This is a genomic window from Enterobacter cloacae complex sp. P2B, assembly GCF_014895985.1.
Taxonomy (GTDB): Bacteria; Pseudomonadota; Gammaproteobacteria; order Enterobacterales; family Enterobacteriaceae; genus Enterobacter; species Enterobacter bugandensis.
In genome coordinates this window covers 202296-214677 of the sequence record NZ_JADBQQ010000022.1, presented here as the reverse complement: position 1 = coordinate 214677, position 12382 = coordinate 202296, and the positions used below count along the sequence as shown (strand labels likewise).

11 protein-coding genes are annotated in these 12382 nt (G+C 55.9%); 3 read left to right on the top strand and 8 right to left on the bottom strand.

The window, feature by feature from the left end:
* Window positions 1-130: 130 nt before the first annotated feature.
* The 6 genes from fabG to yceD all read right to left on the bottom strand — a co-directional run bounded on the left by fabG (window position 131) and on the right by yceD (window position 4609).
* Window positions 131-865: a 3-oxoacyl-ACP reductase FabG gene (gene fabG, locus IM313_RS19640; protein WP_010429699.1), complete on the bottom strand. Its 735-nt coding sequence runs from the start codon at window positions 863-865 to the stop codon at window positions 131-133.
* A gap of 12 nt (window positions 866-877) precedes the next feature.
* Complete coding sequence (gene fabD / locus IM313_RS19635) at window positions 878-1807, bottom strand: ACP S-malonyltransferase (RefSeq protein WP_028012717.1); 930 nt, start codon at window positions 1805-1807, stop codon at window positions 878-880.
* Between the two features lie 15 nt (window positions 1808-1822).
* Entirely contained in the window at window positions 1823-2776 is a 954-nt protein-coding gene (locus tag IM313_RS19630) for a beta-ketoacyl-ACP synthase III (RefSeq protein WP_041910515.1), read from the bottom strand.
* Window positions 2777-2782: 6 nt separating this feature from the next.
* Entirely contained in the window at window positions 2783-3817 is a 1035-nt protein-coding gene (gene plsX, locus IM313_RS19625) for a phosphate acyltransferase PlsX (RefSeq protein ID WP_028012715.1), read from the bottom strand.
* A gap of 80 nt (window positions 3818-3897) precedes the next feature.
* On the bottom strand, window positions 3898-4071 hold the full coding sequence (gene rpmF, locus IM313_RS19620; protein WP_003857964.1) for a 50S ribosomal protein L32: 174 nt from the start codon (window positions 4069-4071) through the stop codon (window positions 3898-3900).
* 16 nt (window positions 4072-4087) lie between these two features.
* Window positions 4088-4609, bottom strand: coding sequence for a 23S rRNA accumulation protein YceD (gene yceD / locus IM313_RS19615; RefSeq protein ID WP_021240759.1), 522 nt, complete (start codon window positions 4607-4609; stop codon window positions 4088-4090).
* Window positions 4610-4749: 140 nt separating this feature from the next.
* Here yceD and IM313_RS19610 point away from each other — a divergent pair, with 140 nt between their 5' ends.
* Window positions 4750-5334 (top strand): nucleoside triphosphate pyrophosphatase, encoded by a 585-nt coding sequence (locus IM313_RS19610; RefSeq protein ID WP_059354893.1) that lies wholly within the window; start codon window positions 4750-4752, stop codon window positions 5332-5334.
* Between the two features lie 79 nt (window positions 5335-5413).
* Here IM313_RS19610 and rluC read toward each other — a convergent pair whose 3' ends face one another.
* On the bottom strand, window positions 5414-6361 hold the full coding sequence (gene rluC / locus IM313_RS19605) for a 23S rRNA pseudouridine(955/2504/2580) synthase RluC (protein ID WP_192970906.1): 948 nt from the start codon (window positions 6359-6361) through the stop codon (window positions 5414-5416).
* Window positions 6362-6933: 572 nt separating this feature from the next.
* Between rluC and rne the strand changes: the two genes are divergently transcribed.
* Window positions 6934-10041, top strand: coding sequence for a ribonuclease E (rne, locus tag IM313_RS19600; protein ID WP_192970905.1), 3108 nt, complete (start codon window positions 6934-6936; stop codon window positions 10039-10041).
* 41 nt (window positions 10042-10082) lie between these two features.
* Here rne and IM313_RS19595 read toward each other — a convergent pair whose 3' ends face one another.
* A complete protein-coding gene (locus IM313_RS19595; protein ID WP_048960926.1) occupies window positions 10083-11021 on the bottom strand; it encodes a LysR family transcriptional regulator in 939 nt (312 codons plus the stop codon).
* 109 nt (window positions 11022-11130) lie between these two features.
* Between IM313_RS19595 and IM313_RS19590 the strand changes: the two genes are divergently transcribed.
* A complete protein-coding gene (locus tag IM313_RS19590; protein ID WP_192970904.1) occupies window positions 11131-12345 on the top strand; it encodes an MFS transporter in 1215 nt (404 codons plus the stop codon).
* Window positions 12346-12382 lie beyond the last annotated feature (37 nt).

Here is a 12382-nt window from a genome sequence, read left to right as displayed (position 1 = left end):
CGCTTTCGCGATGGTTTTCGTAGTGTATAAAATGTTGAAAAATTTGCAACTAAATCCCGGCAGGTCTTACCACGATTTTACGTTATTTTGAGGCCATTTGCCCTAATAACGCAAATATTTTCGATCGTGATTAAACCATGTACATCCCGCCGTTGACGTGGAGGGTCTCACCAGTGATGTAACCCGCTTCGTCAGAGGCTAAAAATGCAACCGCACTGGCGATTTCTTTAGGGTCGCCAAGACGACCCGCCGGAACTGCCGCCAGCGTACCCGCACGCTGATCATCAGTCAGCGCACGCGTCATGTCCGTTTCAATAAAGCCCGGAGCAACAACGTTTACAGTAATCCCGCGGGACGCGACTTCACGCGCCAGCGACTTACTGAAACCGATCAGACCTGCTTTCGCCGCAGCGTAGTTAGCCTGACCAGCATTTCCCATGGTACCAACCACAGAACCAACAGTGATAATACGACCATGACGCTTTTTCATCATAGCGCGCATTACCGCTTTTGACAGACGGAATACAGATGACAGGTTGGTTTCGATAATATCGTTCCACTCATCATCTTTCATTCGCATCAGCAGGTTGTCGCGAGTTATCCCGGCATTATTGACCAGAATATCCACTTCACCAAACTCTGCGCGAATATTTTCCAGAACAGATTCGATAGATGCAGGTTCGGTCACATTCAGTACCAGACCTTTACCGTTCGCACCCAGATACTCGCTGATGGCCTGAGCGCCATTCTCGCTGGTTGCTGTACCAATCACCTTCGCGCCGCGCGCGACCAGTGTTTCAGCAATTGCACGCCCGATACCGCGGCTTGCGCCAGTAACCAGGGCAATTTTTCCTTCAAAACTCATGGTATTCCTCTTTTATTGCGAGAGTGCCGCTGACATCGCTTCCGGCTCGTTAATCGCCGAGGCAGTCAGGGTGTCAACAATACGTTTCGTCAGACCGGTGAGGACTTTACCAGGACCGACTTCATAAAGGTGCTCAACGCCCTGAGAGGCCATAAACTCAACGGTTTTGGTCCACTGTACCGGGCTATAGAGCTGGCGAACCAGTGCGTCACGGATAGCCTCAGGCGCGGTTTCGCATTTCACATCGACGTTGTTCACAACGGAAATCGTCGGTGCGTTAAAGGTAATTTTTTCCAGCTCAGCCGCCAGTTTCTCGGCTGCGGGCTTCATCAGTGCGCAGTGAGACGGTACGCTGACCGGCAGCGGCAGTGCGCGTTTGGCGCCCGCGGCTTTACAGGCAGCACCGGCACGTTCAACGGCCTCTTTATGACCAGCAATAACAACCTGGCCCGGCGAGTTGAAGTTAACCGGAGAAACCACCTGCCCTTCAGCAGATTCTTCACACGCTTTTGCAATCGCGGCATCATCCAGACCAATAATGGCAGACATGCCACCCGTTCCTTCTGGCACCGCTTCCTGCATGAATTTACCGCGCAGTTCTACCAGGCGCACCGCGTCAGCAAACGCAATCACACCGGCGCACACCAGCGCAGAGTATTCACCCAAGCTATGGCCCGCGAGCAGCGCTGGCGCTTTACCGCCCTGCTGCTGCCATACGCGCCACAGCGCAACGGACGCAGTCAGCAACGCTGGCTGAGTTTGCCAGGTTTTGTTCAGCTCTTCGGCCGGACCCTGTTGGGTCAGCGCCCACAGATCATAACCCAGCGCATCAGAAGCTTCACGAAAAGTCTCTTCAATGACCGGGTAGTTTGCTGCCATTTCAGACAACATCCCAACGGTTTGAGAACCCTGGCCCGGGAACACAAAAGCAAATTGCGTCATTTTTTATTCCTTATACTAGAAACGAACCAGCGCGGAACCCCAGGTGAACCCGCCACCGAAGGCTTCAAGCAAGACCAGCTGGCCCCGTTTGATTCGTCCGTCGCGTACCGCTTCATCAAATGCGCACGGTACCGACGCCGCAGAGGTGTTGCCGTGACGATCCAGCGTCACCACAACGTTATCCATCGACATGCCCAGCTTTTTAGCGGTGGCGCTGATGATACGCAGGTTCGCCTGATGCGGCACCAGCCAGTCGAGTGCGGTGCGTTCAAGGTTATTTGCTTCCAGCGTCTCATCGACAATGTGCGCAAGCTCGGTCACCGCCACCTTGAACACCTCGTTACCCGCCATGGTCAGGTAGATGGAGCTGTCCGGATTAACGCGATCGGCGTTAGGCAGCGTTAACAGCTCGCCGTAGCGGCCATCGGCATGCAGATGCGTGGAGATGATACCCGGCTCTTCGGACTGCCCCAGCAGCACCGCACCGGCACCATCACCGAAAATAATGATCGTTCCGCGATCGGTTGGATCGCAGGTACGCGCCAAAACGTCAGCACCGATAACCAGTGCATATTTGACGGAGCCAGATTTAACATACTGATCGGCAATGCTCAGCGCGTAGGTGAAACCTGCGCACGCGGCGGCAACGTCAAACGCCGGGCAGCCTTTAATACCGAGCATGTTCTGCACCTGACACGCCGCGCTTGGGAAAGCATGCGTGGCAGACGTCGTGGCAACCACGATCAAGCCAATCTCTTCTTTATCGATACCCGCCATTTCGATAGCGCGCTGTGCGGCTTCGTAACCCATGGTGGACACGGTTTCGTCTGGCGCGGCGATACGACGTTCACGGATACCTGTGCGCGTGACAATCCACTCGTCAGACGTATCTACCATTTTTTCCAGATCGGCGTTGGTACGCACTTGTTTTGGCAGGTAGCTGCCGGTACCTAAAATCTTCGTATACATGTACGCTCAGTCACTTTTAGCTAATACAGATTCCAGGCGAGCGGCAATCCGCTGAGGGACTTGTCGCTGCACCGCCTGCACTGCCTGTTCAATGGCGACAGAAAATGCTCGCTGATTGGCGGCGCCATGACTCTTAATCACGATGCCGCGCAATCCTAACAGACAGGCGCCATTATACTGGTCGGGGTTGAGGTGACTGAATCGCCGCGTCAGGCTCTTTTGTAACCAACGCTTCAATAAAATCAACCACCAGGCGCTTTTTTTGCCTTCTCCCTGAGATTTCAGCAGAGAAAGGAACATGCGCACGACCCCTTCCATGGTCTTCAACGTTACGTTTCCGGTGAAGCCATCGCACACCAGAACATCCGTTTTTCCCGTCAGCAACTCATTGGCTTCGAGATAACCAATATAGTTGATGGAGGGAACCTGTTTGAGCATTTCAGCAGCGTCGCGAATGCTGTCCAGGCCTTTGGTCTCTTCTTCACCAATATTCAATAACGCAACGCGGGGATTGTTGATCCCGACCACGTCTTCTGCCAGCACCGACCCCATCACGGCGAACTGAGCCAGCATGGTACTATCACAATCCACGTTAGCGCCCAAATCGAGCACCACCGTTTTCCCCTTCTGCTGATGCGGTAACACCGTCACCAGCGCCGGGCGCTCAATGCCCTCAATCGGCTTGAGCAGTAATTTCGACAGCCCCATCAGCGCGCCGGTATTGCCGGCGCTGACGCAAGCCTGCGCTCGCCCTTCTTTTACCAGCTCCAGCGCCATGCGCATAGAGCTGCCACGGCTATTACGAATCGCCTGTGAGGGGCGTGCATCACTGGCAATAACTGACTGCGCAGGAATAATCTGCAGACGCGAACGTTGTTCAAAGTCAGCTTTTGCAAGTAATGGCGTGATTGTGTCGGGATTGCCGACTAAAAGAAGTGTGAGTTGCGAATTAGAATTCAGTGCCTGCAATGCTGCAGGCACTGTCACGGAAGGGCCAAAATCTCCCCCCATGACATCTAACGCCAGGGTTAGACGTGTCAAGGTATCGTCGCAGCCTGGTTCGGTAACTTCCCCGTTTGCACGGGGAAATCCTCACTAAGCCTAATCACGCTTTCGCGCGATTACTTAGTGATAACCTTGCGGCCGCGGTAGAAACCGTCAGCGGTGATGTGGTGACGCAGGTGTTTCTCACCAGAAGTCTTGTCTACAGACAGGCTGGTAACTGCAGTCAGCGCGTCATGGGAACGACGCATGCCACGTTTGGAACGGGTTGGTTTATTCTGTTGTACGGCCATGGACCTTACTCCTCAATTACTTACGCTTTAAGCTGGCTAATACGGCAAATGGGTTTGGTTTTTGCGCTTCATCAGGCAGTTCCCCAAAGACCATGTCCGCCTCGGACACTTCACAGTGTTCAGAATCATGCACCGGAACGACTGGCAAGGAGAGGATGATTTCATCTTCAACCAGAGCCAGAAGATCGATTTCACCGAATTCGTTAACCTCAATCGGCTCATACGCTTCCGGGAGTGCTTCAGCCTGTTCGTCAGAACGAACCGGACTGAAACAATACGTTGTGTGAACATGCTGTACAAACGGTTTCCCGCAACGCTGACACTCGAGCGTTACCGTTACCTTTGCATCACCGGTTAAAACGGCGAGACGCTGGTTGTCGATAGCGAACGACATGGAGCATTCTACATCACTGTCCACACTGACTACAGATTCGGCAATACGCTCGGCCTGATCAGAAGTATAGATACCTTCGTAATCAAGGCGTTTTTGAGCCGTACGAACCGGATCAAGAGTCAGGGGTAATTTTACCTTTTGCATAGGGCGCGCATATTAACTTTGTAACGTCATAGAGTCAAAGAAAAAGGCAACCAGAGCTGCCTTTTGCCAATTATTCGCACACATTGCGGCCTGTAGTTTAAAATGGCTGGCATCGATACGCTATATCTGGTGATAAAAATATGCCAAATCTCGTCCTTGCTTCCACTTCTCCCTACCGTCGAACGCTGCTGGAAAAGCTCGGGATCCCGTTTGAATGCGCCGCGCCAGAAGTAGATGAGACGCCGCAACCGGGCGAATCACCTCGTCATCTGGTAACGCGTCTCGCTAAGGAGAAAGCGCAATCGCTGGCCGCACGTTATCCTGCACATTTGATTATAGGCTCCGATCAGGTTTGCGTGCTGGACGGCGAAATCACCGGCAAGCCTCATACGGAGGAGAATGCCTGCCAGCAGCTTCTGCGTGCGCGGGGCACTATCGTGACCTTTTACACGGGCCTGGCGCTCTATAACTCCGCCTCCGGCCATCTGCAAACCGAATGCGAGCCGTTCGACGTGCACTTCCGCCATCTTAGCGAGCAGGAGATTATGGACTACGTGCGCCGGGAACGTCCGCTGAACTGCGCAGGAAGCTTCAAAAGTGAGGGGCTGGGAATTGCGCTGTTCGACAAGCTGGACGGTCGGGATCCGAACACACTGGTGGGATTGCCGCTGATTGCCTTGTGCCAGATGTTACGGCGAGAAGAGTGTAATCCGCTGATCGTGTAAGTTATGCCCAGCGGCGCTTCGCTTGCACGGGCCTACGGGTTTCGTAGGCCGGGTAAGCGCAGCGCCACCCGGCACATAATCAGCCGCGCAGAACCTTCAGGCAGCGTTTCAACTGCTCGTCCAGCGGCGCTTCAATACGGATAATTTCCCCGGTATTAGGATGGGTAAACTTCAGCGCTGCCGCATGCAGGAACAGACGCGACAGGCCCGTACCCGCCAGCTGTTTATCAAATTCCCGGTCGCCGTAGCGGTCATCAAACGCAATCGGATGGCCCGCAAACTGGGTATGCACGCGAATCTGGTGGGTACGCCCCGTCACCGGGCTGCAACGCACCAGCGTGGCAAACTCATAGCGCTCTTCAACCTTAAAGCGCGTCTCCGACGGTTTCCCTTCCTGGCTCACGCGCACAATGCGCTCGCCGCTTTGCAGAATGTTCTTCAGCAGCGGGGCCTGCACCACCTTCACGTGGGACTGCCACTGACCGCGCACCAGCGCCAGATAATCTTTCTGCATGTCCTTCTCACGCAGCTGCTCGTGCAGGGAACGCAGCGCTGAACGCTTTTTCGCTACCAGCAGCACGCCTGAGGTATCGCGGTCCAGGCGGTGAACCAGTTCGAGGAAACGGGCTTCCGGACGCAGCGCACGTAACCCTTCAATCACGCCGAAGCTCAGACCGCTACCACCGTGGACCGCGGTACCCGATGGCTTATTCAGCACCAGAATATGATCGTCCTCATAAAGGATGACATCGCTCAGGGCCGCGACTTTTTGCAGCTTCGGCGAAACCACCTCTTCTTCACGTTCAGCCACGCGCACCGGTGGAATACGCACTTCATCACCGGCTTCGAGCTTATACTCAGGCTTCACGCGTTTTTTATTCACCCGCACCTCGCCCTTACGCAGGATGCGGTAAATCATACTCTTTGGCACGCCCTTCAGTTGGGTGCGCAAGAAGTTATCGATGCGTTGCCCCGCGTAGTCATCCGCGATAGCAACCATTTTTACGGCTGGAGTCTCTGTTTTCATGGTTGGCGATTCTAAATATCGTCAGCCATTAGCGCCACTCATTTTTCTATGCTTATATTTACTTTTATCCGGCCTGCGCCCCGTTTCACGCAATCGATTTGGTGGTTATTAAACCAATCACCACCTTGAGGTGAAGAAACTGTGAGTAACCGGGTGATAATTGGTAAAAGTCATCTTGCTATAACCCGGCGAGCAGTGGAATAATGGGGCTGTTTTCCGCGTTAAATCCGGGTTTTGTAAGGATGTCGACGGAATGACCAATTTTGTCTGACCGATCATCCACGCAGCAATGGCGTAAGACGTATTGATCTTTCAGGCAGTTAGCGGGCTGCGGGTTGCAGTACTTCCCGGTATAAGGATTGTTCTCTGGAGAGTTCTACCCAGGCAATTCCCCTGATAATTGCGCTGTGTTTCCGTATGAAATACAGGCAACCGACACTCTGCGCCTCTTAAGCGAGCGACAACCGTGAGGTTGGCGACGTGAACAGACACGAGGCCATCGGTTCATACCCCGGAAAGCGTCACCTTGCCCGCAGCTTTGTCGTCAATGTAAGAATAACGAGTAAGTTACGATGAAAAGAATGTTAATCAACGCAACTCAGCAAGAAGAGTTGCGTGTCGCCCTTGTGGATGGGCAGCGCCTGTACGATCTGGATATCGAAAGTCCTGGACACGAACAGAAAAAAGCGAACATTTACAAAGGTAAAATCACCCGCATTGAACCAAGCCTTGAAGCTGCATTTGTCGATTACGGTGCTGAGCGTCATGGTTTCCTCCCTCTGAAAGAAATCGCCCGCGAATATTTCCCTGCAAACTACAACGCCCATGGCCGCCCAAACATCAAAGATGTTCTGCGTGAAGGTCAGGAAGTTATCGTTCAGATCGATAAAGAAGAGCGCGGCAACAAGGGTGCCGCACTGACCACCTTTATCAGCCTGGCGGGGAGCTATCTGGTGCTGATGCCAAACAACCCGCGCGCGGGGGGCATCTCTCGCCGTATCGAAGGTGATGACCGTACCGAACTGAAAGAAGCGCTGGCAAGCCTTGAGCTGCCGGATGGCATGGGGCTTATCGTGCGTACCGCGGGCGTGGGCAAATCTGCCGAAGCGCTGCAGTGGGACCTGAGCTTCCGTCTGAAGCACTGGGAAGCTATCCAGAAAGCCGCAGAAAGCCGCCCTGCTCCGTTCCTGATCCACCAGGAAAGCAACGTTATCGTGCGTGCCTTCCGTGATTACCTGCGTCAGGACATCGGTGAGATTCTGATCGATAACCCGAAAGTGCTTGAGCTGGCTCGCCAGCACATCGCCGCGCTGGGTCGTCCGGATTTCACCAGCAAAATTAAACTGTACACCGGTGAAATCCCGCTGTTCAGCCACTATCAGATCGAATCCCAGATCGAGTCCGCCTTCCAGCGTGAAGTGCGCCTGCCGTCTGGCGGTTCTATCGTTATCGATACCACCGAAGCGCTGACCGCTATCGACATCAACTCCGCGCGTGCAACCCGCGGCGGGGACATCGAAGAGACGGCCTTCAACACCAACCTTGAAGCCGCTGATGAAATCGCCCGCCAGCTCCGCCTGCGCGACCTGGGCGGTCTGATTGTTATCGACTTCATCGACATGACCCCTGTTCGCCACCAGCGCGCGGTTGAAAACCGCCTGCGTGAAGCGGTGCGTCAGGATCGTGCGCGTATCCAGATTAGCCACATCTCGCGCTTCGGCCTGCTGGAGATGTCCCGCCAGCGTCTGAGCCCGTCGCTGGGTGAGTCCAGCCATCACGTCTGCCCGCGCTGCTCCGGCACCGGTACCGTGCGTGATAATGAATCTCTGTCTCTCTCTATCCTGCGTCTGATTGAAGAAGAAGCGCTGAAAGAGAACACCAAAGAGGTTCACGCCATTGTGCCTGTGCCGATTGCCTCCTACCTGCTGAACGAAAAACGTGCAGCGGTCAGCGCAATCGAAGCGCGTCAGGGCGGCGTTCGCTGCATCATCGTTCCAAACGACCAGATGGAAACCCCGCACTATCACGTGCTGCGTGTCCGTAAGGGCGAAGAGACCAGCACCCTCAGCTACCTGCTGCCGAAGCTGCATGAAGAAGAGATGGCGCTGCCTTCCGATGAAGAACCTGCCGAGCGCAAACTCCCAGAGCAGCCTGCGTTAGCGACCTTCATTATGCCTGAAGCACCACCGGAAGCGGCGCTGGAAAAACCTGCAGCCAAACCGGCGGCGCAGAAACCAGAAGCAACGTCAGTGAAAGCCCAGCCGGCGCAACCGGGTCTGCTGAGCCGCTTCTTCGGCGCGCTGAAGAAGATGTTTGCGGGTGAAGAAGTTCAGCCAGAGCAGCCGAAAGAAGAACCTAAAGCAGCCAAACCTGAACGTCAGCAGGACCGTCGCAAGCGTCAGAACAACCGCCGCGATCGTAACGACCGCAGCGACCGTAACGAGCGTCGTGACAGCCGTTCAGACAATAACGAAGGCCGTGAGCAGCGCGAAGACAACCGTCGCAACCGTCGCGAGAAACAGCAGCAGAATGTTGAAGATCGTGAAATTCGCCAGCAGGCGGGCGATGAGTCCGAGAAGAGCAAACAGCGCGACGAGCAGCAGCCACGCCGCGAACGCAACCGTCGTCGTAACGACGAGAAGCGTCAGGCGCAGCAGGAAGTTAAAAGCCTGAACCGCGAAGAGCCCGTTGAGCAGCAGGACGGCGAGCAGGAAGAACGTACTCAGGTGATGCCTCGTCGTAAGCAGCGCCAGCTGTCACAGAAAGTGCGCGTTGGTGCGGCTCCGGTAGAAGAAACCACCGTAGTTGCGGCTGAAGCGGCAGAAACCGCAACAGGCACGCAGGTTGCAAAAGTTGACCTGCCAGCCGTCGTGGACAATAACGTTGAGCAGGATGAAAACGGTGAAAACCGTGACAACGCAGGTATGCCGCGTCGCTCCCGCCGTTCTCCGCGTCATCTGCGCGTGAGTGGCCAGCGTCGTCGTCGCTACCGTGACGAGCGTTATCCGACTCAGTCTCCAATGCCGTTGACCGTGGCGTGCGCGTCACCAGAAATGGCATCCGGCAAAGTCTGGATCCGTTATCCGGTCGCACGCCTGGAGCAGGCTGTTGAAGAGCAGGCTGTGACCGAAGAGGTGATTGCTCCTGTAGCCGCGGTTGAAGATGCTGTGACCGAAGCAGCAACCGTGGTTGAACCTCAGGTTGTTGAAGCAGCAGAACCACACGCAGTGGACGTCGAAACCACCCATCCTGAAGTGATTGCCGCGCCGGTTGATGCCGCACCGCAGATTATCGCCGAAGATGATGTCGTGGTGGCTGAGGAAGTCGCTGAAGAGGCTGAACCTGTAGCCGCAGTGGAAGAAGCCGCTGAAACCGTCGTAGAAACCACCACTGAAGAAATCGTTCAGGACGTTGAGATTCAGGTTGAACCGGTTGTTGAAGAAGCGAAAGCGCCTGAAGTGGAGCCAGAGCCGGTTAAGGTTGTTACCGCTCCTGCGCCTGCTCACGTTGCGACAGCGCCGATGACGCGCGCTCCGGCACCAGAGTATGTGCCTGAAGCACCGCGTCACAGCGACTGGGTTCGCCCGGCGTTCAGCTTTGACGGTAAAGGCGCTGCAGGCGGTCACAGTGCAACGCATCAGGCGACTGCACCAGCGACGCGTCCACAGTCTGTCGAATAACGACGCAGAAAGTAAAAAGCCGACCTTCGGGTCGGCTTTTTTTATGGCTGCTGCACGGGCTTTCTCATCCCGGTGACCTCCGGCATGATCTGCCGCATTAGCTCCAGAAATCGCCGCAAGCGCGCAGGATAATACCGGGACCAGGGGTAAACCAGATGCACCGGTAACGCCGCCGGCTGCCACTCTGGCAGCAAATGTACCAGCCGACCTTCCCGGATATCATCCTGTACCGTCCAGCTGGATACTACCGCCACGCCAAGACCGGTGAGTGCCGTATTGCGTGCGACATACAGACTGTCAGTGCTCAGGCGTGGGGTAATTATCACGCGCGCGGTGGCGGATGATGCCTCGTGAAAAAGCTCCACATGGCGCTGGTAGAAAGAGCTAATGGCAATCCAGGGAAGCTGCTGCAAATCCTCCGGGGCGTTAACCGTCGGAAAGCGGTCCAGCAATGCCGGAGAAGCCACCACCGAGCGCGGCACTTCGGCCAGCAGCACGGACACGGTCGCCGGGTCGACTTCCATTCCCACCCGAATAGCGCAGTCAAGGTTGTCGCCCAGAAAATCTGCCGACCGATCGTTGAGCATCCACTCAATAGAAAGCTGCGGATAACGCTGTAGAAATTCGGTTAGTGGTTTCAGGAGCTGATCCTGACCAAACGCATGCGGCGCCCGCACTCGCAGCACGCCTACAGGTTCATCTTCCGTCTGCCCCACCTCATCTTCCAGCGCCAGCCAGCTGTCAATTACCCGACGGGCATGCTGATAGCAGCGCTCCCCGTCATCCGTCAGCCGCGTCGTGTGGGTGGTGCGCAACATCAGACGCACGCCCAGCATTGTCTCAAGCGACTGCAGCCGCCTGCTCACCGTGGCCTGGGTGGTGTCCAGCTGCCGTGCCGCCGCAGAAAGGGAACCCGCCTCCACAATGCGGACAAACGTCCGCATTAGCTCTACCCTGTCTATACGCTCAGCTCTTTTCATTTACTTTTCATCTATACGTTCAGCGTATAAGCGTTTTACCACCGCGCCCGCTACCGCCGCAAGGCGTACTGATGAAAAATAGCCTCACACGATGAATGAGGAACGTCTTATGAATACAACAACCGCCGCCCATGCCGTAAGCCGCTGGGTAATCTTAATGCTGGCGCTCGGTGCAGGCTTCAGCGTGGCATCCATCTATTATGCCCAGCCTCTGCTGCCTCTGATTGGCGCCGACCTTCACCTGAGTATCGAAGGAATGGGCCTGGTCCCGACCCTCACCCAGGCGGGATATGCCTTAGGGATCCTGTTCCTGCTGCCACTCGGCGATCGCCACGACCGCAGAACGTTAATCCTGATAAAGAGCGCGGCCCTGGCGCTGTTCCTGCTGGGCTGTAGCCTGACCGGACAGATCCACTCCCTGCTGCTGGCAAGCCTGCTCATCGGCATGGCCGCCACCATGGCGCAGGATATTGTCCCGGCTGCGGCGATCCTTGCGCCGGAAGGCAAACAGGGGAAAACCGTGGGTACGGTGATGACCGGTCTGCTGCTGGGCATTTTGCTCTCCCGAACCGTCAGCGGCGTGGTGGGCGAAGCATTTGGCTGGCGCGTGATGTATCAGCTGGCTGCGGGAAGTATTGCGTTTATCGGCGTGGTAATGTGGGCCGTACTCCCTCGTTTCGCCGTTCACTCCACGCTGAGCTATCCCGCTCTGCTGCGCTCGATGGAACATCTGTGGCGTCGCTATCCCGCTCTGCGCCGTGCCGCGCTGGCCCAGGGTTTTCTGTCGATAGCCTTTAGCGCCTTCTGGTCTACGCTTGCGCTCATGCTGCTGGAACGCTATCACCTCGGGAGTGCCGTCGCCGGTGGTTTTGGTATCGCAGGTGCAGCCGGTGCGTTGGCAGCCCCGCTGGCGGGCGGTCTGGCGGATAAACTGGGTGCCGGGAAAGTCACGCAGCTTGGTGCCGTCCTTGTGACCGTCTCGTTTGCCCTGATGTTCCTGATGCCCGCCCTGGGAGTTCACGGACAGCTGATTCTGATTGCCGTCTCTGCTATCGGGTTCGATCTGGGCCTGCAGTCCAGCCTGGTCGCGCACCAGAATCTGGTTTACAGCCTTGAGCCACAGGCGCGGGGTCGTCTGAACGCCCTGCTCTTTACCGTGATCTTTATCGGAATGGCTTTGGGTTCCGCGTTAGGCAGCAATATTTACACGCTGGCTGGCTGGACGGGCGTGGTTGCGCTGGCAACGGTCTGCGGCATCATTGCGCTGGCAATCCGTATGATTGAAAGCGCGCGGGTCGCCTCGGCACCAGCAGAAATGGCATAAAAAAAATGCCCAATCCAGACGGATTGGGCAGTAAAAC

Excerpts from the sequence above, each read along its gene's own strand:
- fabD (WP_028012717.1), bottom strand. The coding sequence starts at position 1,807 with ATGACGCAATTTGCTTTTGTGTTCCCGGGCCAGGGTTCTCAAACCGTT.
- IM313_RS19630 (WP_041910515.1), bottom strand. The coding sequence starts at position 2,776 with ATGTATACGAAGATTTTAGGTACCGGCAGCTACCTGCCAAAACAAGTG.
- rluC (WP_192970906.1), bottom strand. The coding sequence starts at position 6,361 with ATGAAAACAGAGACTCCAGCCGTAAAAATGGTTGCTATCGCGGATGAC.
- rne (WP_192970905.1), top strand. The coding sequence starts at position 6,934 with ATGAAAAGAATGTTAATCAACGCAACTCAGCAAGAAGAGTTGCGTGTC.
- IM313_RS19595 (WP_048960926.1), bottom strand. The coding sequence starts at position 11,021 with ATGAAAAGAGCTGAGCGTATAGACAGGGTAGAGCTAATGCGGACGTTT.
- rpmF (WP_003857964.1), bottom strand. The coding sequence starts at position 4,071 with ATGGCCGTACAACAGAATAAACCAACCCGTTCCAAACGTGGCATGCGT.
- yceD (WP_021240759.1), bottom strand. The coding sequence starts at position 4,609 with ATGCAAAAGGTAAAATTACCCCTGACTCTTGATCCGGTTCGTACGGCT.
- fabG (WP_010429699.1), bottom strand. The coding sequence starts at position 865 with ATGAGTTTTGAAGGAAAAATTGCCCTGGTTACTGGCGCAAGCCGCGGT.
- IM313_RS19610 (WP_059354893.1), top strand. The coding sequence starts at position 4,750 with ATGCCAAATCTCGTCCTTGCTTCCACTTCTCCCTACCGTCGAACGCTG.
- IM313_RS19590 (WP_192970904.1), top strand. The coding sequence starts at position 11,131 with ATGAATACAACAACCGCCGCCCATGCCGTAAGCCGCTGGGTAATCTTA.